This window comes from Nocardioides sp. Root122, assembly GCF_001425025.1.
Classification (GTDB): domain Bacteria; phylum Actinomycetota; class Actinomycetes; order Propionibacteriales; family Nocardioidaceae; genus Nocardioides.
In genome coordinates, this window is the sequence record NZ_LMDE01000009.1 from 304,859 (window position 1) to 327,111 (window position 22,253).

A 22,253-nucleotide genomic window follows, 5' to 3' on the forward strand; every position below is an offset into this window, starting at 1 on the left:
CGCCGCGATCGGCGGGCGGGTCACTCCCGGAAGACCCGCTCGTCGATCAGCTGCTCCTTGACCTCGACACCCTCGGCCTCGAAACGGCCCTGGTCGAAGCGCGTCCTGAACTGCAGCGTGACCCCGTCGCGGCCGAAGCGGTTCTTCTCCAGGGTCAGCACTGCATAGTCCTTGAAGCGCTCGGCGTTGGTGAGGTCGTACGTCAGGTGGTGACGCGCGACGATGTCGTACTTGTTGTTGAGCACCATCACCACGTCGGCCTCGTACGCCAACGCGCTCGAGCCGCGCAGGTCGCTGGCGCGCATCCGCTTGCCGGTGCGCAGGGCGTCCTTGTCGGCGGCGGCGATCGCGAGCACCGGTGCGCCGATGTCGATGGCGAGGTCCTTGAGGCCCTCGACGATCTCGGTCGAGCGGGACTCCTCGTCGGAGTGCGAGGACTTCACCTTCTGCAGGTAGTCCACCACCACCAGCGGCGTGGTGCCGGCGAGCTGGCGTACGCCGTCGATGGCGGCCTGGATCGCCGTCAGGTCGGTGCGGGTGCCCGTGGAGCGGTGCACGAAGAGGTGCTCGGAGTAGTGCTCGACCCGGCCCAGCGCCTCGACGCCGCAGGGGACGGACTCGAGGCGGTGCTCGAGCGAGCTGACCCATAGGTCGTCGAAGATCGAACGGATGGTGTTGACGCGCACCTGGTCGGACTCGTCGAGCTCGCCGGCCTCCATCGCCAGCAGCTTCTGGGTGATGTCCTCGGCGTCGTGCTCGTAGGAGAAGTAGAGGACGGGGCGTCCGGTGGCGGCGTTGTTGCGCGCCATCTGCAGCGCGAAGGTCGACTTGCCCAGGCCCTGCGGGCCGGCGAGCAGGATGAGCGAGCCGGCGCGCATGCCGCCGCCGATGAGCGGGTCGAGCCCGGCGAAGCCGGTCTTCCAGACCCGGCCGGCCGCGTTGCGCCCGGTGAGCATGCGTTCGTCGCTCCGGGCCAGTGAGGCCCCGACGGTCATGAGCTGGTGATCCACGCCCCTCATGGAACCAGTGATGTGCGTCCACGGCAGGCGAATGGGGTGTTTGGCCGCCCCCCCGACCGGGCCTCGCACGCCCCGCTGCTCCCGATTTGGCCGACCCGTCGCGAGCGCGTACTGTTCCATCTCGAAACCAGAGACCGCAGGTTGTCATGGGCTCCACGTCCGTGACCGAAGGTCCGCAGCAGCGGGCGGCCGGCGCAGGTGACAGAGCAGCGGCCTCGGCCGCATCCACGCCCTGAGCCTGCGCTCAGGGCGTTCGTCGTCTGTGGGCCGGACGCCGGTGGTCAACCCCGGAAGGAGACCCATGGCGCGGCCAGAAAAGACTGCCGCCGTTGCAGAGATCGTTGACTCGTTCAACGACTCCGCCGGCGCTGTGCTGACCGAGTACCGCGGGCTCACCGTGAAGCAGCTGCAGGACCTGCGGCGAGCCCTCGGCGAGAACGCCAACTACGCCGTGGTCAAGAACACGCTGGCCAAGATCGCCGCCACTGAGGTGGGCATCGAAGGCTTCGACGACCTGCTGACCGGCCCCACCGCCATCGCCTTCATCAATGGAGACGTGGTCGAGGCCGCCAAGGGTCTGCGTGACTTTGCCAAGGCCAACCCCGCCCTTGTCATCAAGGGTGGAGTCCTGGACGGCAAGCCGCTCGACGCAGCCGAGGTGGCCAAGCTGGCCGACCTCGAGTCGCGTGAGGTGCTGATGGGCAAGCTGGCGGGCGCGATGCTCGCGAGCCTCTCCCAGGCCGTCTACCTGCTCAACGCGCCGATCGCCCAGGCCGCCCGTCTCGCGGGTGCGCTCCAGGCCAAGGCCGAGCAGGACCCCTCGATCCTCGCAGGTGGTGCCGGCACGCCGGCCGCTGCCGAGGACGCCCCGGCGGAGGAGGCCCCCTCGTCCGAGGAGGCCGCCGAGCCCGAGGCGACCGACGAGGCTGCCGAGCCGGCAGCCGAGTCCACCGACGCCTGACCAGGCCGACGTACACCACCTGAAACCCCGGCGCAGCCGCACACCGCGACCGCGCCACAGACGAAAGGTTTGCCATCATGGCGAAGCTCAGCACCGACGAGCTCCTTGACGCGTTCAAGGAGATGACCCTCATCGAGCTCTCCGAGTTCGTGAAGCAGTTCGAGGACACCTTCGGCGTGACCGCCGCTGCCCCCGTCGCCGTGGCCGCCGCCCCGGCCGCCGGTGGTGCCGCTGGTGGCGACGCCGCCGCCGAGGAGAAGACCGACTTCGAGGTCGTCCTCGAGGCCGCCGGCGACAAGAAGATCAACGTCATCAAGGAGGTGCGCGCCCTGACCTCCCTCGGCCTGAAGGAGGCCAAGGACCTCGTCGAGGCCGCGCCCAAGACGATCCTCGAGAACGTCGACAAGGCTGCCGCGGACAAGGCCAAGGAGGCCCTCGAGGCCGCCGGCGCCACCGTCACCGTCAAGTGACGATCCGCTAGCTGCTCCACGAGGGGCGGTCACCGAGAGGTGGCCGCCCCTCGTGTCATTTCACCCCCGCGGTAGTCCCCTACGTTCTGCTACGCGACGTGCAGAACGTAGGGGACTACCTCGCCGTCGGAGGCTCTGTCGCGGCGGGGTCGGACGCACTAGAGTGAGCAACCTCGATGCGCATCACGAAACGAGTTGCTCCATGCGCAACAAGCGACACGCCGCGACCCTCGCCCGGCTGCTGACCGCCGCCCGCTACGAGGTGCTGCCCACGGCCTCCACGGAGGACAAGCTCCTCGAGCACGTGCCCCGCGACCGGACGGTCACCGTGACGGCCTCGCCCTCGAAGGGTCTGGAGGCCACCTTCGACCTCGCCGAGCGGCTCCACGGCCACGGCTACGTCGTCGTGCCCCACCTGGCCGCGCGCATGGTCAGCGGCCGCTCGGAGCTGGAGGAGATCGTCGACCGGCTCGTCGGGAAGGGCATCACTCGGGTGTTCGTCCCGGGCGGCGACGCGGAGCCTGCCGGTGACTACCTCGACGCGCTCGGCCTGCTCGAGGACCTCGCCGCGCTCGGCTCGCCCTTCGCGCACGTCGGCATCACCGGCTACCCGGAGTCGCACCCCACCATCCACGACGACCTCACCGTGCAGTCGATGTGGGACAAGCGCCGCTACGCCACCCACATCGTCAGCAACCTGACCTTCGACCCGGCCGTGGTGCGCGACTGGGTCCGCCGGCTGCGCGCCCGCGGGGTGACCATGCCACTGCTGCTCGGCCTCCCCGGGCCTGTCGAGCGCGCCAAGCTGCTCGGCATGGCGACCAAGATCGGGGTGGGCGAGTCCACCCGGTTCCTCGCCAAGAACAAGGGCCTGTTCGCCCGGCTCGCCGCCCCCGGCGGCTTCACGGGCGAGAGCTTCCTGGAGAAGTGCGCCCCGGCGCTCGGCGAGGGCGCGCTGGTGGAGGGACTCCACGTCTTCACGTTCAACCAGATCGCCGAGACCGAGGCCTGGCGCACCGACATGCTCGAGCGGCTGCGGTCCTAGCCGGCCCGCTCGCCCACGAGGTCCGCGAGTGCCCGGTCGAGGCCGACGTCGCCCGTCTCGACGACCGTGAGCGGCAGACCGATGCTCGCCGCGGCCTGCTCGGCGAGACCCCGCAGCTCGTCGTCGGGCTGCTGGGCGAGCCAGACGACGCGGGTGTAGTGGCCGAAGTAGGTGTCGCGCAGCTCGGGGTAGCGGTCGAGGCCGAGCTCCTGCAGCACCGTGCGCGCGAACGAGCGGGCCAGGAAGTCGGTGAGCACGTAGGTGCCCGGCTGCTCGTCGAAGATCCGCTCGAGCCGCTCGCTGCCGGCGTAGAGGTCGTAGCAGTGCAGGCCCGGGAGTCGCTCGATCCCGAGGTCGGCGCAGACCGCGTCGAGCGCGCCGTAGGTGCCGCAGTCGGCGTAGCCGATCACGACCCGCTCGTACGACGCCCGCAGCCGCTCGGCGGTCGTGCGCACCTCGTCGGCGATCCGCTCGGGGTGGTTGTGCAGCAGCGGCGGGAGGGGGTGCACGTCGACCGGCCACTGGTGCCGCTGGACGACCGCGGCCGCGGGCTGCGCGAGGGCGCCGCACGCGATCAGCGCGACCCGGCCCGCCCGCTCACCTGCCGAAGGCGAGCTGCTCGACGAAGGCGTCGTTGAAGTCGGGGCGGTCGGAGAGCTCGACATAGGTCACCTCCTCCAGCAGGGCCAGCGCGCCGGCCCGCTCGCGGATCGACAGCAGCGCCATCTTCGCGCCCTCGCCCGCGACGTTGCCGGCGGCGACGATGCGGAGGACCGGCAGCGTGGGCACGAGGCCGATCCGGACCGCGGAGGCGGGGGACAGGTAGCTGCCGAAGGATCCCGCCAGCAGCACCTGCTGGACGTCGCGGTGCTCGAGGCCGAGCTCCTCGAGCAGGAGCGACCAGCCGGTCGAGATCGCCGCCTTGGCGAACTGGAGCTCACGCACGTCGCGCTGGGAGAGGTAGACGCACTCGACGGTCTCGGCGTCGGGGGTGGGGCGGTGCAGGATGAACACGCGCTCCTCGCCGATGCGGGCCAGCCGGTCGGCCAGGGCGGGCGCGATCTCCTTCGCCGCCTCGTCGCTGACCAGCCGGCCGGTGCCGTCGAGCAGGCCGACGCGCACCAGCTCGGCCACGGCGTCGACCAGGCCCGACCCGCACAGGCCCTTGGCCTCGACGTCGCCGATCACCCCGAGGGTCACCGCAGGCTCGTCCGACCCGGCGTGGGGGTCGACCTTGACCACCTCGACGGCACCGTCGGCGGCACGCATGCCACACCGGATCGCGCCGCCCTCGAACGCCGGCCCGGCGGGGGCCGCGGTCGAGACGATCCGGTCGCCGTCGCTGAGCACGATCTCGCAGTTGGTGCCGACGTCGATGAAGAGCCGGACCCGCTTGTCCCGGTCCATGCCGGTGGCCAGCATGCCGGCGACGATGTCGCCCCCGACGTAGGCGCCCAGCGCCGGGAAGAAGAAGGCCCGCGCGCGGGGGTGGAGGTCGAGGCCGATGTCGGCGGCGAGGACCGTGGGTGGCTGGGCGACGGGCATGACGAACGGCGCGACCCCGAGCGGCTCGGGGTCGATGCCCAGCACGAGCGAGGTCATCGTGGCGTTGCCGGCGACCGCGACCTCGTAGACCTGTGTGGGCTCGATCCCGGCCTCGCGGCAGACCCGCGTCGCGAGCTCCGCGAGCGTGGCCCCGGCCGCCTCGCGCAGCCGGTCGAGCGCCTGGTCGTCCATCATCGTCGCGCTGATGCGGGTGATGACGTCCCCGCCGAACGGCTGCTGGCGGTTGAGCGTCGAGGCGACCGCGAGCGGGGTGCCGGTGCCGACGTCGAGGAGGGTGCCGACGACAGTGGTCGTGCCGAGGTCGAACGCGATGGCGTAGCGCGTCGCGGTGGTGTCGCCCGGCTCGACGTCGACGAGGTCCTCGTCGACGACGACGGCCGTGACCTTGAAGTCGGACTGGCGCAGCACCGTGCCGAGCCGGCGCAGGGCGTGGACGTCGGCGGTGACCTCGAGGTCGTCGATCGCGTCGGTGAGCCGGGCGAGGTCGGTGCGCTGGTCGGCCAACGTGGGCTCCTCCAGCTCGACGTAGCGCTTCTGCACCGCGGGTCGCAGGATGACCTGGCGGCCGATCCCGACGGTGGCGGCCTTGGGCCGCGTGGTCAGCGGCGGCACGTCGACGGCGAGGTCGCGCGTCGCCTGGACCAGGCAGCCCAGCCGCCAGCCCTCGGCGAGCTGGGCCTCGGTGAAGGTGCGTGCGTCGTGCCGGGTCACCGGGAGCTCGACCGGCGAGGTGACGCGCACCTTGCACTTGTGGCAGGTGCCGTGCCCGCCGCAGGTGGAGTCGATGGCGATGCCGTTCCAGGAGGCCGCGTCGAAAACGGTGACGCCGGGCGGGACGCGTACGCCGCGCTGGGTCGGCGGCAGGTCGGCGCCGTCCTCGGCCCGGCCGGCGACCGTGAACGCGAGGTCGACGCGGCCGGTGCCGTCGTGCGAGGCAGGCTCCGCGCCGGGCCTCTCGATGAGGCCTTCGCGCGCGACGTCCGCGAGCGAGAAGTCGGGCCCGTCGGGAGGCTGGGTCATCGTCGGGTCACGCCTGGGCCGCCGCCTGCTTGGCGCGGTGCGCCGAGATCCACGCCATGCCCCAGTCGTCGTGCCCGAGGAAGACGTCGGCCGCCTTCACCGCCTCCACGACCGCGGGCGTGCGGGTGTCCATGATCGCGCTGGTGAGGCCCGAGGTCATGGCCATCGGCAGCCACGTGCCGTTGAGCGTGTGACGTCCGGGCATGCCGAAGCTGACGTTGGAGGCGCCGCAGGTCATGTTGACGCCGAACTCGTCGCGGATGCGCCGCATCACCTCGAAGGTGACCAGCGAGGTCGTGGTGTCGGCGCCGATCGGCATCGCGAGCGGATCGATGACGATGTCGGCCTGCTCGATGCCGTACTCCTGCGTCGCCACCCGCACGATCTTGCGGGTCAGGTCGACGCGCTTGTCGGCCTCCATCGGGATCTCGTCGTGGTCGTTGGGCAGCGCGATGATCGCGGCGTCGTACTTCTTGACCAGCGGGAGGATCGCGGCCATCCGGTCGTCCTCCGCGGTGATCGAGTTGACCAGCGCCCGGCCCTGGTAGACCGACAGCCCGGCCTCGAGGGCCTCGACGACCGAGGAATCGATGCAGATCGGCAGGTCGGTCAGCTCCTGGACCATCGTGATGGCCTTGGCGAGCAGGTCGGGCTCGTCGGTCAGCGGGACGCCCATGTTGATGTCGAGCACGTCGGCGCCACCCTCGACCTGCGCCTTGACGTCGCGCTCGATGGCGGAGAAGTCGCCCCCGCGCAGCTGCTCCTGGAAGATCCGGCGGCCGGTCGGGTTGATCCGCTCGCCGATGAGGCAGAAGCGGTGCTCGTGGCCGATCACCACCTCCTTGCTGGCCGAGCGCAGGACGGTGCTCAGGGGAGGGGCGGTGCTCATGCAGGCACCTTGGAGCGCTTCTCCTGCAGCAGCCGCTTGGCCGCCTTGACCGTCTGGGACGCGTCGGCCGCATAGCCGTCGGCGCCGACCGCGTCGGCGTACTCCTGGGTGACGGGGGCGCCGCCGACCATGACGATGACGCTGTCGCGGATGCCGGCCTTCTCGAGGGCGTTCATGTTGGCCTTGAACATCGGCATCGTGGTGGTGAGGAACGCCGAGAAGCCGACGATGTCGGGCTGGTGCTCGTCGATGGCGGCGACGAACTTCTCGGGCGCGACCTGGACGCCGAGGTCGATGACCTCGAAGCCGGCACCCTCGAGCATGATGTTGACGAGGTTCTTGCCGATGTCGTGGACGTCGCCCTTCACCGTGCCCATCAGGAACTTGCCGACGGTCTGCACGCCGGTCTCGGCGAGCAGGGGACGCAGCCGCTCCATGGCCCCGGCCATCGCGCGGCCGGCGATGAGCATCTCCGGGACGAAGAAGTCGCCGCGCTCGAAGCGTGCGCCGACCTCCTCGAGCGAGGGGATGAGCGCGTCGAAGAGCAGCGTCTGCGGCTCCATCGAGACCGAGAGACCCTCCTCCGTCAGCTCGAGCACGCGGGGTGCGTTGCCGACGAGGGTCTCGTCGTACAGGGCTTGCAGGATCTCCTCGGGTGTCATGCGACCACCTCCTGGGCTCGGGCCGGATCTCGGGGCGTGTGGGGTGCCGGTCCGCGCAGCAGTGCCGAGAGCGCGGTGGCGTGGTCCAGGAGGCTGCGGCCGAGCTCGTCGAGCCGGCCCTCCAGGCGAGGGGTGGGGCCGGAGACCCCGAGGGCCGCGACGACGTCGCCGCGGGCTCCGTGCACGGGCACGGCGACGCCGGTGAGCCCGATCTCGAGCTCGTCGGCGGTGATCGCCCAGCCGCGCTCGCGGGTGCGGACGCAGTCGCGCTGCAGGGCCGCGGGGGTGGCCAGCGTCTGCGGCGTGAGCCGCTCGAGCTCGCCCTCGGGGACCTCGAGCGCGTGCCACGCGTGGAACACCTTGCCGAGCGCCGAGCAGTGGCTCGGCACCTCGACCTCGGTCCAGTCGCGGGTGCCGAGGAGGTAGCGGGAGTCGACCTGCGCCACCTGCACGACGCGGTCGCCGCGGCTGATGCTCAGGTGCACCGTCTCGCCGGTGGCCTCGCCGATGGCCTCCATCGCCGGGCGGGCGAGCCGGACCAGCTCGTCCCAGGGGTCGTGCCGGGCGGCGTAGAGCCAGAAGAGCCGGCCGGCGACGTAGGAGCCTGCTGCGTCGCGCTCCAGCAGGCCGCTGCGCTCCAGCGCGGTGAGCATCCGTGAGGTCGTCGACTTCGCCAGCCCACTGGCGTCCTGCAGGTCGGCGAACGTCATCGGCTCGTCGGCGTGCACGACCGTGGCGACCAGGTCTGCCGCGCGGTCGAGGGCGCGGGTGCCCGGGGCTGCGTCGCCCACGTGTGGCTCCCTTCGCCGGAGGGGGTTCCCAACGGGTTCCATGATGTGGAACCTTTGTTCCACATGATGAGGCTAGAAGCCGTGTCCCGCTGCGGTCAAGCGTCACGGCCAGACCTCCCCCCGACTCAGGAGGACCCGTGTTCCGCAACGTGATGCCCCGCTACGAGGTGTTGTCCCAGGACGCCATGGCCATGCTCGACAAGGGCTGGCGGCGTCTGATGACCGAGATCGGGGTCGAGTTCATGGATGACCGCGCGCTCGAGCTGTTCCGCGCCGCCGGGCAGAAGGTGGAGGACCGCACGGTCTTCCTCGACCCCGACTTCGTGCTCGAGCAGGTGGCCAAGGCGCCGCGCGAGTTCGACGTGCAGGCGCGCAACCCCGAGCACTCGATCCACATCGGCGGCGACGCGATGGCGTTCGGTGCCGTCTACGGCCCCCCGTTCGTGCGCGAGGGCGAGGTGCGCCGCGACGCCACGATGGACGACTTCCGCCGCTTCACCCAGCTCGCCCAGTCGTTCCCGGTGCTCGACTCGGCGGGCGGGGTGATCTGCGAGCCGAACGACACCCCGCTCGACAGCCGCCACCTCGACATGACGTACGCCCTGCAGACGCTGACCGACAAGGTCTACATGGGCAACGTCGTCTCCGGCGTCAACGCCGCGGACACGATCGCCATGTCGTCGATCCTCTTCGGCTCGCGCGAGGCCATCGAGGAGACGCCGGCGACGATCTCGCTGATCAACTGCAACTCGCCGCTGCGCTGGGACGACCGGATGCTGGAGGCGCAGTTCGAGTACTCGGCCGCCGGCCAGCCGGTGGTGCTCACGCCGTTCATCCTGATGGGCGCGATGTCGCCGGTGACGATCCCGGCCGCGCTGGTGCAGCAGATCGTGGAGGCATTGTCGGGGATCGCGCTGTCGCAGCTGATCCGCCCCGGCACCCCGGTGATCTTCGGGTCCTTCCTGTCCAACATCGACATGCAGTCGGGCTCGCCGACGTTCGGCACCCCCGAGTCGGGCCTCGGGTTGCTGTGCACGGGCCAGATCGCGCGGCACTTCGGGCTGCCGTTCCGCACCGGCGGCGGGCTGACGTCCTCGCAGGTGGCCGACGCCCAGGCGGGCTACGAGGCCCTGATGACGCTCATGCCGACCTTCCTGGCCGGCGCCAACTGGGTGATGCACTCGGCGGGCTGGCTCGAGGGCGGCCTGGTCGCGGGCTACGAGAAGTTCATCGTCGACATCGAGCTGCTCCAGATGCTGCGCCACGAGTTCACCCCGCTCGAGATCGACGAGGCGTCGATGGCCTTCGACGCCCACCAGGAGGTCGGGCACGGCGGCCACTTCCTCGGCGCGATGCACACGATGGAGCGCTTCCGCACCTGCTTCTACCGCCCGCTGCTCTCCTCCTCGGAGAACTACGAGCGCTGGATGCGCAACGGCGGCAAGGACGCCAACGACCGGGCCACCGAGCAGTACCAGAAGACCCTCGCCGACTACGAGGAGCCGCCGCTCGACGACGCCATCCGCGAGGAGCTCCAGGAGTACGTCATCCGTCGCCGGGCCGAGCTCGGCGACTGACCGGGCGCTCAGCTGAGGCCGAGGATGGTCCCGTCGTCGAGGAGGTCGATGCGGCCGGCGGAGGGGTCGCGGGGGAGCCCGGGCATGGTCATCATGTCGCCGCACACGACCACCACGAAGCCGGCGCCGGCCGAGAGCCGGACCTCGCGCACGTGCAGCTCGTGGCCCGACGGGGCGCCGAGGGAGGTGGGGTCGGTCGAGAAGGAGTACTGGGTCTTGGCCACGCAGACCGGCAGCCCTCCGTAGCCGTCCTTCTCGATGCGCAGCAGCCGCCGACGCGCCCGCGCCTCCCACGTGACCAGCCCGGCGCCGTAGAGCCGGGTCGCGATGGCCTCGACCTTCTCGGTCAGGGAGAGGTCGTCGTCGTAGGTGAAGGAGAACTCGTACGGCGACGGCTCGTCCAGGGCGGCCAGCACGCCCTTCGCCAGGTCCTGTGCACCGGTGCCGCCGTCGGCGAAGTGGGTGGCCGGGAAGGCGCGTACGCCCTCCGCGCCGACGAGCTCGACCACCTTCGCGACCTCGAGGTCGCTGTCGGTGGGGAACCGATTGACCGCGACCACGCACGGGATGCCGTAGACGTCGCGGATGTTGTCGAGGTGCCTGCGCAGGTTGACCATGCCCGCCTCCACCGCGGCGAGGTCCTCGGTGCCGAGGTCGGTGAGCGCGACGCCACCGTGGTACTTGAGTGCCCGCACCGTCGCCACGACCACCGCCACGTCGGGGCGCAGCCCGGACTTGCGGCACTTGATGTCGACGAACTTCTCCGCACCGAGGTCGGCGCCGAAGCCGGCCTCGGTGACGACGATGTCGGCCAGCCGCAGCCCGGCGCGCGTCGCCATCACGGAGCTGCAGCCGTGGGCGATGTTGGCGAACGGGCCGCCGTGCACGAACGCGGGAGCGCCCTCGAGCGTCTGCACCAGGTTGGGGGCCAGGGCGTCGCGCAGGAGCGCGGCCATGGCGCCGTCGGCGCCGAGCTCGCGCGCGGTGACCGGGGCCATGGCGCGCGTGTAGCCGACCACGATGTCGCCGATGCGACGCTTGAGGTCGCCCCACGACTCGGTGAGGCAGAAGATCGCCATCAGCTCCGAGGCCACCACGATGTCGAAGCCGTCCTCGCGCGGGAAGCCGTTCGCGTGCCCGCCGAGGGCGACGGTCACCTCGCGCAGCGCGCGGTCGTTGACGTCGAGCACGCGCTTCCACGTGATGCTGCGGACGTCGATGTCGAGCTCGTTGCCGTGGTGGACGTGGTTGTCGATCAACGCGGCGAGCAGGTTGTTGGCCGCTGCGATGGCGGCGAAGTCCCCGGTGAAGTGCAGGTTGATGTCGGTCATCGGGACGACCTGGCTGTAGCCGCCGCCGGCGGCACCGCCCTTCATGCCGAACACCGGTCCCATCGAGGGCTCACGCAGGCAGGCGACGGTGCTGTGCCCCAGTCCGTGGAGCGCGTCGGTGAGACCCACCGTGGTGGTCGTCTTGCCCTCGCCGGGCGGGGTCGGCGACAGCGCGGTCACCAGCACCAGCCGGCCGAGAGGCCGGTCCGCCAGCGAGGCGACGTAGCCGAGGTCGACCTTGGCCTTGTAGTGGCCGTAGGGGACCAGGCTCTCCTCCGGGATGCCCAGCGTCCGGTCCGCGATCTCGCGGATGGGGCGCAGCACGGCAGCGTTGGCGATCTCGATGTCGGACAGCATGGGTGGTCCCTCCGTTGTTGCGCCGTTGGTGCGTCGCCTACCTGAAGACGACGGTGCGGTCCCCGTTGAGCAGCACCCGGGACTGGGTGTGCCAGCGCACGGCTCGGGAGAGCACGTGCGCCTCGACGTCGCGCCCGGCGGCGACGAGCTGGTCCTGGTCGTAGGTGTGGTCGACCCGGATCACGTCCTGCTCGATGATCGGCCCCTCGTCGAGGTCGGCGGTGACGTAGTGCGCTGTCGCACCGACGAGCTTCACGCCGCGGTCGAAGGCCTGGTGGTAGGGCCGGGCGCCCTTGAAGCTGGGCAGGAACGAGTGATGGATGTTGATCGCCCGCCCGGACAGCTGCCGGCACAGGTCGTCGGACAGCACCTGCATGTAGCGGGCGAGGACGACGAGGTCGGTGCCGGTCTCCTCGACGACCTCGAGCAGCCGCTTCTCCGCGTCCGCCTTGGTGTCCGGGGTGACCGGCAGGTGCAGGAAGTCGATGCCGTAGGAGCGCACGAGCGGCTCGGCGTCGCGGTGGTTGGACACCACGACGGGGATCTCGACCTGGAGGGCGCCCGTGCTGGCGCGGAAGAGCAGGTCGTTGAGGCAGTGCAGGTGCTTGGAGACCATCAGCAGCGTGCGGTACGGCGCCTGCGCCGCCCACAGCTCGTACGCCATCGCGAAGCGCTGGGCAACGGTCTCGAAGGCAGCGTGCAGCGAGGCCGCGTCGTGCCCGTCGCCGGTGGTGAAGCCGATCCGCATGAAGAAGCGGTCGGTGAGGCTGTCCCCGAACTGCTGGCTCTCGACGATGTTGCCGCCGTGTTCCACGAGGAACCCGGACACGGCGTGCACGATGCCCGGCCGGTCGGGGCACGAGAGGATGAGGACGAAGTCTCCCACGGATGCTGCTCCTTCAGGGGTGCTGTCAAGGGCGCCCATTGTTGCGCTTGACGAAACGAAGTCTGCGATACGCAACAGCTCGTGCGCTAGTGTCGCGCCATGCGCAACGCCGCCGAGGCCGGCACCGGCGTCCAGTCGGTCGATCGGGCACTCAGCATCCTGGAGGTCCTCGCACGCACCGGCGAGGGCGGCGTCACCGAGATCGCGGCCGAGCTCGGGGTGCACAAGAGCACCGCCTTCCGGCTGGTCGCCACCCTCGAGTCGCACCGCCTGGTGGAACAGACCGGTGACCGCGGACGCTACCGGCTCGGGGTGGGCATCCTGCGCCTGGCCGGCGCCACCACCGCACGGCTCGACCTCGTCCAGGAGGCGCGCCCGATCTGCCGCCAGCTCGCGGCCGACACCGGGGAGACCGTCAACGTCGCGGTGCTCTCGGACGGGTCGGCGCTCTACCTCGACCAGGTGGCCGGCTCCTCGGCCCTGCAGCCGCACAACTGGGTCGGCCAGCACATCCCGCTGCACGCCACGAGCAACGGCAAGGTGCTGCTGAGCGGGCTCGCCGACCACGAGCTCGACGCCGCGCTCGGCACGCTGTCGACCTACACCGAGCACACGATCACCCGCCGGGCGAAGCTGCGCGACGAGCTGGCCCGCGTGCGCGACCAGGGCTACGCGCTCGCCGTCGACGAGCTCGAGGTCGGCCTCACCGCAGTCGCCGCCCCGGTCCGCAACGCGCACGGCGACGTCGTGGCCTCGATGAGCGTCTCGGGACCGTCCTTCCGGCTCGGCGCCGAACGTCTGGACCACGTGGTCGCACTGACCGTGTCGTCCGCCGCCGAGGTGTCCCACCGCCTCGGCTGGGGTCATCGCTGACCCGTCGCCGGCCGGTCCACACATGCCGGACCGAGGCTTGACGCTCGGCCCGGGTCGCAGCATTGTTTCGGCAGACGAGAGGGAGGCACTGTGGCTGACCTGTACATCGACGGACGCTGGGTCCCGGCCCGCACCGGTGAGCACCGCGAGATCCGCTGCCCGGCCGACGGGAGCCTCGTCGCGGAGGTCGACGAGGGGGGCGCCGCCGACACCGACGCCGCCATCGCCGCGGCGCACGCGGCCTTCCACGACGGCCCGTGGCCGCACACCTCGAGCCGTGAGCGGGGAGACCTGCTGCTGCGGCTCGCGGGCCTGCTGGAGCGCGACACCGACGAGATCGCCCGGATGGAGTCGCTCGACACGGGCAAGCGCTTCGTCGAGGGCCAGTACGACGTGGCCGACGTCGTGTCGGTGTTCCGGCACTACGGACGGATCGCCGCCGAGGAGTCCGGCCGCGTGGTCGACACCGGCAACCCCGACGTGGTGAGCCGGATCGTCCACGAGCCGATCGGGGTGTGCGGGCTGGTCACGCCCTGGAACTACCCCCTGCTGCAGGTGTCCTGGAAGGTCGCCCCGTGCCTCGCCGCCGGCAACACGTTCGTGCTGAAGCCCAGCGAGCTCACCCCGCACTCGGCGATCCACCTCATGCGCCTGCTCGAGGAGACGGGACTGCCGCCGGGGGTCGGCAACCTGGTCCTCGGACCCGGCGCCACCGCCGGCGCTCCGCTCTCGACCGACCCGCGCGTCGACATGGTGTCCTTCACCGGCGGTCTCGAGACCGGCCGCCGGATCGCCGAGGCGGCGTCCGCGACGGTGAAGAAGGTCGCCCTCGAGCTCGGCGGCAAGAACCCCAACATCGTCTTCGCCGACGCCGACCTGGACGTCGCCCTCGACTACGCCCTCACGGCCGTCTTCCTGCACTCGGGCCAGGTGTGCTCAGCGGGCGCCCGGCTCCTCGTGGAGGAGTCGGTGCACGACCGCTTCGTCGACGCGCTGGTCGACCAGGCGACGCAGATCCGGCTCGGCGGTCCCTTCGACGAGTCCGCCGAGACCGGTCCGCTGACCAGTGCAGCCCACCGCGACAAGGTGGAGGCCTACGTCGCCCGCGGGCTCGAGGAGGGGGCCGTGCTGCGCTGCGGGGGCGCCCGGCCGGACGACGAGTCGTTGGCCGACGGGTTCTACTACCTGCCGACGATCCTCGACCGCTGCACGTCGTCGATGTCGGTGACGCAGGACGAGTCGTTCGGACCGGTGCGCACGGTCGAGACCTTCAGCGGCGAGGACGACGCGGTGGCGATCGCCAACGACAGCATCTACGGCCTCGCCGGGGCGGTCTGGACCCAGGACGCGGGCCGCGCCCAACGGGTGGCGGCGCGCCTGCGGATGGGGACGGTCTGGATCAACGACTACCACCCCTACGTCCCCCAGGCCGAGTGGGGCGGCTACAAGCAGTCCGGCACCGGTCGCGAGCTCGGCGTGGCCGGGCTGGAGGAGTACCGCGAGACCAAGCACGTCTGGCACAACATCCGGCCCGCCGTGCAGCGCTGGTTCGGCGGCGACCGCGCATGAGCACGTCCTACGACTACGTGATCGTCGGGGGTGGCTCGGCGGGCTCGGCGTTGGCCAACCGGCTCTCCGCGGATCCCTCGACCAGCGTGCTGGTGCTCGAGGCAGGGCGCACCGACCGCTTCGACCCGCTGATCCACGCACCTGCTGCACTGCCGTTCCCCATCGGCAATGCGCTCTACGACTGGAAGTACGAGACCGAGCCGGAGCCGGCCATGGGTGGACGGCGCGTCTACCACGCACGCGGCAAGGTGCTGGGCGGCTCGTCCTCGATCAACGGCATGATCTTCCAGCGCGGCAACCCGATGGACTACGAGCGCTGGGCCGCCGACCCGGGCATGGAGGCGTGGGACTACCGCCACTGCCTGCCGTACTTCAAGCGCATGGAGTCGCTCATCCTGCCGGACGGGATGGTGGGCGCCGACGCCTGGCGTGGCGGCTCCGGACCGCTCAAGCTCGAGCGCAGCCCGGCCACCAACCCCCTCTTCAGCGCCTTCTTCGAGGCCGCGCAACAGGCCGGCTACCCGCTGACCGACGACGTCAACGGCTACCGGCAGGAGGGCTTCGGGCGCTTCGACCGCAACATCGTCAAGGGCGTCCGGATGTCCGCCGCCCGGGCCTACCTCCACCCGGTGATGGGACGCAAGAACCTCACGGTGGAGACGTTCGCGCACGCCACGCGGGTGCGGTTCGACGGCCGGCGGGCGGTGGGCGTGGAGTACCTCCGCGCCGGTCGGCGGCGCGACTACGTGGCTGCGGGCGAGGTGATCCTCTGTGGGGGTGCGATCAACTCGCCGCAGCTGCTCCAGCTCTCGGGCATCGGCAACCCCGAGCACCTGCGCCCGCTCGGCGTGGAGATGGTGCACGACCTCCCCGGCGTCGGGGAGAACCTGCAGGACCACCTCGAGGTCTACATCCAGTACGCCTCGCTCCAGCCGGTGTCGATCGTCGAGGGCCTCAAGTGGCGCAACCGTCCCCTCGTCGGGCTCGAGTGGCTGCTCAAGCGCACCGGCACGGCGGCGTCCAACCACTTCGAGGGCGGCGGGTTCTGCCGGTCCAACGACGACGTCGACTGGCCCAACCTGATGTTCCACTTCCTGCCGATCGCGATCCGCTACGACGGCTCCGCGCCGGCCGGGCAGGACAAGTACGCCCACGGCTACCAGGTGCACATCGGGCCGATGTACGCCGACACCCGCGGGTGGGTCCGCATCGCCTCGGCCGACCCGAAGCAGAAGCCGAAGATGCTGTTCAACTACCTCTCGACCGACAACGACAAGCGCGAGTGGGTCGAGGCCGTGCGCGTCGCGCGCGACATCCTCAACCAACCGGCGTTCGCGCCGTTCAACGGTGGTGAGCTCTCGCCGGGCCACTCGGTGGAGACCGACGAGGAGATCCTGGAGTGGGTGCGCAAGGACGCCGAGACGGCGCTGCACCCCTCGTGCACGGCGAAGATGGGCACCGACGACATGGCCGTGGTCGACCCGGGCAGCATGCGCGTGCACGGGACCGAGGGCCTCCGCGTCGTCGACGCCAGCGTCTTCCCCTACGTCACCAACGGCAACATCTACGCCCCGGTGATGATGGTCGCCGAGAAGGCGGCTGACCTGATCCTGGGCAACACCCCGCTCGCCGCGTCCGACGTCCCCTACTACCGGCACCGGGACGCGAGCCCGCTCCACCCACCGGGAGACCCGCGCAACAGCTGACCACGCCCGGGACGGACGGGACAGCCCGTCCGCGACAGCCGAGACCGGAGGCACCATGACCGCACAGCTCGACGCGCGCCCCCACCACGATCCGGGGTCCGGAGCTGCCGGCCCCTCGGTGCGGTGGCCGGTCTTCATCACCTCCTTCGCGGGGGTCTGCGTGGTGACCCTGTGGGCGCTCGTGTCCCCGACCAACGCGGAGAAGGTCATCGGCGACATCGTGTCGCGCGTCGGCACCGGCTTCGGCTGGTTCTACGTCGCGCTGGCGACCGTGATCGTCGGCTTCGTGATCTTCCTCGGCGCCTCGCGCTACGGCAGCATCCGGCTCGGCCCCGACCACTCCCGCCCGGAGTTCTCCACGTTCGCGTGGGCGAGCATGCTCTTCGCTGCCGGCATCGGCACCGACGTGATGTTCTACTCCGTCATCGAGCCGGTGTCCCAGTACACCGCGCCGCCGGTCGGCGAGCCGGGCACCGTGGACGCGGCCCGCGACGCGACGGTGTGGACCCTCTTCCACTACGGCGTCACCGGGTGGGCGATGTACGCCCTGATGGGGCTCGCCCTGGCCTACTTCTCCTACCGGAAGAACCTCCCGCTGGCCGTCCGGTCCGCGCTCCACCCCGTGTTCGGCAAGCGGATCGAGGGACCGCTGGGCCACGCCGTCGACACCGCCGCCGTGCTGGGCACGATCTTCGGGGTTGCGACCAGCCTCGGGATCGGGGTCGTGTTCCTCAACGTCGGGCTCAACGTGATCTTCGGAGTGGGGGTGGGCACCGGGGCCCAGGCGGCGCTGGCCGTCCTCGCGGTCACGGTGGCTGCGGTCTCGGCCACGACAGGCGTCGACAAGGGGATCCGGTTCCTCTCCCAGCTCAACGTGCTGCTGGCCCTCCTGCTGGCCGGCTGGGTGCTCGTCACCGGCCGGACGTCGTTCCTGCTCAACGCCGTGGTGATGAACGTCGGCGACTTCGTCCGCACGTTCCCGGCGAAGACCCTCGAGACGTTCGCCTTCACCGACACCCAGGAGTGGATGCAGCTCCGGACGCTGTTCTTCTGGGCCTGGTGGGTGGCGTGGGCGTCGTTCGTCGGCCAGTTCCTGGCGCGGATCTCGCGCGGGCGCACGATCCGTCAGTTCGTGCTCGGCACGATGGTCATCCCGTTCAGCTACATCGTCATGTGGATCTCGATCTTCGGCAACGCGGCCATCGACAAGGTCCGCGGCGGCGACGACGCCTTCGCCGACGTCGCCGTCGACTTCACGGGCGTCGGCTTCTACGAGCTGTTGAAGGACTACCCGCTGGCCAACGCCGTCATCTTCGTCGCCTTCCTGGTCGGCCTGCTCTTCTACATCACCTCGGCCGACTCCGCGGCCCTCGTGATGGGCAACCTCTGCTCCGAGCTCCACGACGTCCAGCAGGACTGTGCGCCCTGGCTGCGCGTGTCGTGGGCGAGCATCACCGGCCTGCTCACGGTCGCGATGCTCGCCGTCGGCGGGATCTTCGCCCTGCAGTACGCCACGATCATCATGGGCCTTCCGTTCGCCTTCGTCCTGGTGCTCGTGATGTGGGGGCTGTTCCGGTCCCTGCGTGAGGAGGGGCGCAAGGCCGGGGGCGTGCGTGGCATCGCACCGCTCCTCTCCGCGCGCACCGGGTCGACCGAGGACAACCGGAAGGCATGGAAGGCGCGGCTCGCGCGGGCGGTCAACTTCGTCGACGACGACGCGGCGGCCGACTACCTGGCCTCGACGGTCGCGCCCGCACTGACCGAGGTCGCCCAGGAGCTGACGTCGATGGGCGTCCCGGCCGCCGTCTCCGTCGGTGGGGCGATCGGCAGCGACGTGCTGCCGTGGGTCGAGCTCGCGACCGAGCAGGGCGAGGACGGGTTCGTCTACCGCGTCGTGGTGCGCCGCTCGCCGGTGCCGACCTACGGAGGCCGGATGATCGGCAACCGCGACCAGTACGCCCGGCTGGAGGTGCACCTCACCGACGGCGGGCAGGACTACGACGTCATGGGCTACACCCCCGAGCAGGTCATCCACGACTGCCTCGACCAGTACGAGCGGCACCTGGAGTTCCTCCGCACGCTCTGATCCGGGCCCTTCGGCACGGTCGGGACGGGTCACCGGCAGGTCACGGTGTGCCGACCCCCCTTGACCGGGCGGAGGTCTCGCAGGATCCTTCGCTTGTCCGGCTGGTTGCGCTGCGAGCATCCAGTTGCGGCATACGCAACAACGTCGAAGGCGAGGACACGCGTGCCGGATCTTCCCGTCAGCACCGCTGACCACATTCTGGGTATGTCCCCGCTGTGCTCGGCGCTCGTGGTCGACGGCGGGCAGCGTGTCGGCATGCCGCTCCACACACCTGCTCCCCGCCGTCACGGCACCGGGGCGAAACCCCGCCAGGCGGAGGAGAAGTCATGACGGCAGCCCTGTCGGTCGACAGTCTCTGGAAGATCTTCGGGCCCCGGTCCGACAAGGTCATCGGGACGCCGGACGCCGAGCTCTCGCGCGCCGAGCTCAAGGCCAAGACGGGCAACGTGGTCGGCGTCAAGGACGTCTCCTTCGAGGTCGCCCCCGGCGAGGTCTTCGTGGTGATGGGGCTGTCCGGGTCGGGGAAGTCGACGCTGGTCCGGCTGCTCACCCGCCTCATCGAGCCCACCAGCGGGACCGTCCAGCTCGGCGGGGTCGACATCACGTCGGCATCGGAGAGCCAGCTGCGCGACGTGCGTCGCAAGCAGGTGTCGATGGTGTTCCAGCACTTCGGCCTGCTCCCGCACCGCCAGGTGATCGACAACGTCGCCTACGGGCTGGAGGTGCGCGGCGTCGGCAAGAAGGAGCGGCGCGCGAAGGCCACCGAGATCATCGACCTGGTCGGCCTGGAGGGCTACGAGAGGTCCTACCCCGACCAGCTCTCCGGCGGCATGCAACAGCGCGTCGGCCTGGCCCGTGCGCTGGCGGGCGACCCGGAGATGCTGCTGTTCGACGAGCCGTTCTCCGCGCTCGACCCACTGATCCGCCGCGACATGCAGAACGAGGTGATCCGCCTCCACAGCGAGCTCGGGAAGACGATGGTGTTCATCACCCACGACCTCGCCGAGGCGCTCAAGCTGGGCGACCGGATCATGATCCTGCGCGACGGCGAGATCGTGCAGATCGGCACCCCCGACGAGGTCGTGGCCCGCCCGGCCGACGACTACGTCAAGGACTTCGTCTCCGAGGTGCCCAAGGCCCACGTCCTCACGCTGAAGTGGGTGATGCGCGAGCCCCGCCCCGGCGAGGCCATGGACGGGCCCACCCTCCCGGTCACCACCGTCGTACGCCAGGCGGCGCGCGCCGCGATCGCCTCCGACGCGCCGATCCGGGTGGTGGACGGCGACACCCTCCTCGGTGTGGTCGATGAGGAGGACATCATGCGCGTGGTCGTGGCGGAGGAAGAGGTGAAGTGACATGAGCGCCACCACCTCGACCGCGCCGACGCCCAAGCCCGTCGAGCCCGGCGCCGCGCCGCCGGTCGAGGAACACACGAGGGTGAGCCGCTGGATCCCGGCGGCGGTGATCCTGGCCGTCTGGGTCGTGGCCTGGTACTTCACGAACGGCAACGACACCCTCGCTCTGCCTGGCACGTCCCGCACCGGTTTGCACGACCGGCTCACCGAGTTCCAGAACGACCTGCTGGCCGGCCGCGCGACCAATCCGGTCATGCAGTTCACCAACGCGATCGCCGACGCGTTGCGCAGTGCGGTCGAGTGGCTCCAGCGGATGGTCGTCCTGCCCAACTTCCCGCGGCCGGTGCCCGAGATCGGCTGGCTGGGCGTCGTCGCCATCGCGACCTACGTCGGCCTGGTCGTCGCGAACTGGCGCATCGCCCTGCTCGTGGCGGCGTCGTTCCTGTCCTTCGGCGTCCTCGGCTACTGGCAGGACTCGCTCGACCTGCTCATCATCACCGGCATCTCGGTCGTGCTCGCCGTCGTCATCGGGATCCCGCTGGCCGTCCTGATCGGCACCAGCGCGCGGGCCAACCAGGTCGTCACGCCCTTCCTCGACTTCATGCAGACGATGCCGACGTTCGTCTACCTGCTCCCGATCGTGCTCTTCTTCGGCATCGGCCCGAGCGCGGCCGTGGTCTCCACACTCATCTACGCGTTGCCGCCCCTGATCCGGATCGCGGGCTTCGGCATCCGCGAGGTGTCGGCGACGACCATCGAGGCCACCGACTCGGCCGGCCAGACCTACTGGCAGCGGTTGCTCAAGGTGCAGATCCCGATGGCCCGCAAGACCATCATCGTCGGTCTCAACCAGACCACGCTGGCAGCGCTGTCGATGGCCACACTGGCCGCCTTCGTCAACGGCCCCGGGCTCGGCAAGCCGGTGCTCGACGGCCTGCGCATCAACGACGTCGGCACGGCCTTCGTGCCCGGTGCGCTGATCGTGGTGATGGCGGTGATGCTCGACCGAACCACGACCGCGGCGAGCGAGCGCGCCGAGAGGGTCGCGCGCGGTGGTGGCGGCGACCCGCGCGTGCGCCGGGGGCTGATCATCGGCGGCGGCGCGGCGACGCTGGTCGCGGTCTACCTCTCGCGCACCTACGTCGGCCTCGCCGAGTTCCCGACGTACAGCATCGGCGACACGATCGCGACCGCCGTGAGCGACGGTGTCGACTGGTTCACCGACACGTTCGGCGGCGCTACCGGGTGGGTCAAGGACCTCGTCACCAACCAGTTCCTGAACCGCACGCAGGCGTTGCTCGCGGATTCGCCCTGGTGGCTGGCGTTCGTGGCGATCGCCGCGCTGGCCTTCGTCTTCGGTGGTCTGCGCGCGCTGGTCAGCACGGCCGTGTGCCTGGCCGGCATCTGGTACTTCGACCTGTGGCACGACGCGATGATCACCCTCAACATGACGCTCGTCGCCACCGTGCTGGTGATGATCCTGGCTCTCGTCTTCGGCGTCTGGATGGCGCGCGACCGTCGCGTCGACCTCGGCATCCGGCCGCTGCTCGACGCCGGCCAGACCATCCCGCCGTTCGTCTACCTGATCCCCGTGCTCGCGCTCTTCGGCCCGTCCCGCTTCACCGCGATCGTCGCGGGCATCGTGTACGCCGCGCCGGCAGCGATCAAGCTCGTCGCCGACGGTGTGAAGGCCGTCTCGCCCACCACGATCGAGGCGGGCCGCTCGACCGGCCAGACCACCTGGCAGGAGATCACCAAGGTCCAGCTGCCCATGGCCAAGGGCTCCCTCGTGCTCGCGACCAACCAAGGCCTGCTCTACGTCCTGTCGATGACGGTCATCGGCGGCCTGGTCGGGGCCGGGGCCCTGGGCTATGACGTCGTCTACGGCTTCGCGCGCAGTGAGGCGTGGGGGAAGGGCCTGGCTGCGGGTATCACCATCGTGCTGCTCGGCGTGATGCTCGACCGGATCACCCGCGCCGCCTCCGACGTCCGCCGCGACGACGGACCCGGCTCCCGAAGGCCCTTCAACATCCGATTGCCCATCGGCCCGCCCGGTGCATGACCGCCGCCCGCCCCAGCCAGATCCCACA

18 protein-coding genes are annotated in these 22,253 nt (G+C 70.6%); 10 read left to right on the top strand and 8 right to left on the bottom strand.

All coding sequences use genetic code 11. From position 1 onward, the window contains the following. Positions 1 to 20: 20 nt before the first annotated feature. Positions 21 to 1,010 carry a DnaB-like helicase C-terminal domain-containing protein gene (locus tag ASC64_RS08765; protein WP_056907135.1) on the bottom strand — a complete coding sequence of 330 codons (990 nt, stop codon included), beginning with the start codon at positions 1,008 to 1,010 and terminating at the stop codon, positions 21 to 23. Positions 1,011 to 1,320: 310 nt separating this feature from the next. On the opposite strand from ASC64_RS08765, the gene rplJ reads away from it, so the two are divergent. From rplJ to ASC64_RS08780, 3 genes are all read left to right on the top strand, one after another. Further along, a complete protein-coding gene (gene rplJ, locus ASC64_RS08770) occupies positions 1,321 to 1,980 on the top strand; it encodes a 50S ribosomal protein L10 (RefSeq protein WP_056907136.1) in 660 nt (219 codons plus the stop codon). A gap of 77 nt (positions 1,981 to 2,057) precedes the next feature. After that, a complete protein-coding gene (gene rplL, locus ASC64_RS08775) occupies positions 2,058 to 2,450 on the top strand; it encodes a 50S ribosomal protein L7/L12 (RefSeq protein ID WP_056907137.1) in 393 nt (130 codons plus the stop codon). A 202-nt stretch (positions 2,451 to 2,652) separates the two neighbouring features. Next, positions 2,653 to 3,495: a methylenetetrahydrofolate reductase gene (locus ASC64_RS08780; RefSeq protein ID WP_056907138.1), complete on the top strand. Its 843-nt coding sequence runs from the start codon at positions 2,653 to 2,655 to the stop codon at positions 3,493 to 3,495. Here the strand turns inward: ASC64_RS08780 and ASC64_RS08785 are convergent. From ASC64_RS08785 to ASC64_RS08805, 5 genes are read right to left on the bottom strand one after another with little or no spacing between them, the layout of a single operon-like run. Next, complete coding sequence (locus tag ASC64_RS08785) at positions 3,492 to 4,160, bottom strand: DUF1638 domain-containing protein (RefSeq protein WP_200937546.1); 669 nt, start codon at positions 4,158 to 4,160, stop codon at positions 3,492 to 3,494. The two genes, ASC64_RS08780 and ASC64_RS08785, sit on opposite strands and share 4 nt — an antisense overlap. Further along, entirely contained in the window at positions 4,093 to 6,081 is a 1,989-nt protein-coding gene (locus ASC64_RS08790; RefSeq protein WP_082550312.1) for an ASKHA domain-containing protein, read from the bottom strand. The genes ASC64_RS08785 and ASC64_RS08790 overlap by 68 nt, the downstream gene beginning before the upstream one ends. A 7-nt stretch (positions 6,082 to 6,088) precedes the next feature. After that, positions 6,089 to 6,970 (bottom strand): dihydropteroate synthase, encoded by an 882-nt coding sequence (locus ASC64_RS08795; RefSeq protein ID WP_056907139.1) that lies wholly within the window; start codon positions 6,968 to 6,970, stop codon positions 6,089 to 6,091. Then, positions 6,967 to 7,632: a corrinoid protein gene (locus ASC64_RS08800; RefSeq protein WP_056907140.1), complete on the bottom strand. Its 666-nt coding sequence runs from the start codon at positions 7,630 to 7,632 to the stop codon at positions 6,967 to 6,969. Before ASC64_RS08800 ends, ASC64_RS08795 begins: the two co-directional genes overlap by 4 nt. Continuing rightward, positions 7,629 to 8,423: an IclR family transcriptional regulator gene (locus ASC64_RS08805; RefSeq protein ID WP_056907141.1), complete on the bottom strand. Its 795-nt coding sequence runs from the start codon at positions 8,421 to 8,423 to the stop codon at positions 7,629 to 7,631. The genes ASC64_RS08800 and ASC64_RS08805 overlap by 4 nt, the downstream gene beginning before the upstream one ends. A 137-nt stretch (positions 8,424 to 8,560) precedes the next feature. On the opposite strand from ASC64_RS08805, the gene ASC64_RS08810 reads away from it, so the two are divergent. Continuing rightward, positions 8,561 to 10,000, top strand: coding sequence for a trimethylamine methyltransferase family protein (locus tag ASC64_RS08810; RefSeq protein ID WP_056907142.1), 1,440 nt, complete (start codon positions 8,561 to 8,563; stop codon positions 9,998 to 10,000). Positions 10,001 to 10,008: 8 nt separating this feature from the next. Here ASC64_RS08810 and ASC64_RS08815 read toward each other — a convergent pair whose 3' ends face one another. Together ASC64_RS08815 and purU are read right to left on the bottom strand one after the other, a co-directional pair. After that, entirely contained in the window at positions 10,009 to 11,688 is a 1,680-nt protein-coding gene (locus ASC64_RS08815) for a formate--tetrahydrofolate ligase (protein ID WP_056907143.1), read from the bottom strand. Positions 11,689 to 11,725: 37 nt separating this feature from the next. After that, positions 11,726 to 12,574, bottom strand: a complete 849-nt coding sequence (purU, locus tag ASC64_RS08820) for a formyltetrahydrofolate deformylase (protein ID WP_235563605.1) — start codon at positions 12,572 to 12,574, stop codon at positions 11,726 to 11,728. 99 nt (positions 12,575 to 12,673) lie between these two features. On the opposite strand from purU, the gene ASC64_RS08825 reads away from it, so the two are divergent. The 6 genes from ASC64_RS08825 to ASC64_RS08850 all read left to right on the top strand — a co-directional run bounded on the left by ASC64_RS08825 (position 12,674) and on the right by ASC64_RS08850 (position 22,225). After that, entirely contained in the window at positions 12,674 to 13,447 is a 774-nt protein-coding gene (locus tag ASC64_RS08825) for an IclR family transcriptional regulator (RefSeq protein WP_056907145.1), read from the top strand. 90 nt (positions 13,448 to 13,537) lie between these two features. Then, on the top strand, positions 13,538 to 15,016 hold the full coding sequence (locus tag ASC64_RS08830; RefSeq protein WP_056907146.1) for an aldehyde dehydrogenase family protein: 1,479 nt from the start codon (positions 13,538 to 13,540) through the stop codon (positions 15,014 to 15,016). Next, positions 15,013 to 16,722, top strand: a complete 1,710-nt coding sequence (gene betA / locus ASC64_RS08835; RefSeq protein ID WP_056907147.1) for a choline dehydrogenase — start codon at positions 15,013 to 15,015, stop codon at positions 16,720 to 16,722. Before ASC64_RS08830 ends, betA begins: the two co-directional genes overlap by 4 nt. 55 nt (positions 16,723 to 16,777) lie before the next feature. Beyond that, positions 16,778 to 18,808: a choline BCCT transporter BetT gene (gene betT, locus ASC64_RS08840; RefSeq protein WP_056907148.1), complete on the top strand. Its 2,031-nt coding sequence runs from the start codon at positions 16,778 to 16,780 to the stop codon at positions 18,806 to 18,808. Between the two features lie 326 nt (positions 18,809 to 19,134). Beyond that, positions 19,135 to 20,163, top strand: a complete 1,029-nt coding sequence (locus ASC64_RS08845) for a quaternary amine ABC transporter ATP-binding protein (RefSeq protein ID WP_056907149.1) — start codon at positions 19,135 to 19,137, stop codon at positions 20,161 to 20,163. 1 nt (position 20,164) lies between these two features. Continuing rightward, on the top strand, positions 20,165 to 22,225 hold the full coding sequence (locus tag ASC64_RS08850) for an ABC transporter permease (protein ID WP_082550314.1): 2,061 nt from the start codon (positions 20,165 to 20,167) through the stop codon (positions 22,223 to 22,225). Positions 22,226 to 22,253 lie beyond the last annotated feature (28 nt).

What these genes read in the sequence shown, in the direction of transcription:
- betT (WP_056907148.1), top strand. Translation starts at nt 16,778, where the DNA reads ATGACCGCACAGCTCGACGCGCGCCCCCACCACGATCCGGGGTCCGGA.
- ASC64_RS08790 (WP_082550312.1), bottom strand. Translation starts at nt 6,081, where the DNA reads ATGACCCAGCCTCCCGACGGGCCCGACTTCTCGCTCGCGGACGTCGCG.
- ASC64_RS08815 (WP_056907143.1), bottom strand. Translation starts at nt 11,688, where the DNA reads ATGCTGTCCGACATCGAGATCGCCAACGCTGCCGTGCTGCGCCCCATC.
- rplJ (WP_056907136.1), top strand. Translation starts at nt 1,321, where the DNA reads ATGGCGCGGCCAGAAAAGACTGCCGCCGTTGCAGAGATCGTTGACTCG.
- ASC64_RS08800 (WP_056907140.1), bottom strand. Translation starts at nt 7,632, where the DNA reads ATGACACCCGAGGAGATCCTGCAAGCCCTGTACGACGAGACCCTCGTC.
- ASC64_RS08845 (WP_056907149.1), top strand. Translation starts at nt 19,135, where the DNA reads ATGACGGCAGCCCTGTCGGTCGACAGTCTCTGGAAGATCTTCGGGCCC.
- ASC64_RS08780 (WP_056907138.1), top strand. Translation starts at nt 2,653, where the DNA reads ATGCGCAACAAGCGACACGCCGCGACCCTCGCCCGGCTGCTGACCGCC.
- ASC64_RS08795 (WP_056907139.1), bottom strand. Translation starts at nt 6,970, where the DNA reads ATGAGCACCGCCCCTCCCCTGAGCACCGTCCTGCGCTCGGCCAGCAAG.
- rplL (WP_056907137.1), top strand. Translation starts at nt 2,058, where the DNA reads ATGGCGAAGCTCAGCACCGACGAGCTCCTTGACGCGTTCAAGGAGATG.
- ASC64_RS08825 (WP_056907145.1), top strand. Translation starts at nt 12,674, where the DNA reads ATGCGCAACGCCGCCGAGGCCGGCACCGGCGTCCAGTCGGTCGATCGG.
- ASC64_RS08785 (WP_200937546.1), bottom strand. Translation starts at nt 4,160, where the DNA reads ATGTCGAGCTCTCCGACCGCCCCGACTTCAACGACGCCTTCGTCGAGC.
- betA (WP_056907147.1), top strand. Translation starts at nt 15,013, where the DNA reads ATGAGCACGTCCTACGACTACGTGATCGTCGGGGGTGGCTCGGCGGGC.
- ASC64_RS08850 (WP_082550314.1), top strand. Translation starts at nt 20,165, where the DNA reads ATGAGCGCCACCACCTCGACCGCGCCGACGCCCAAGCCCGTCGAGCCC.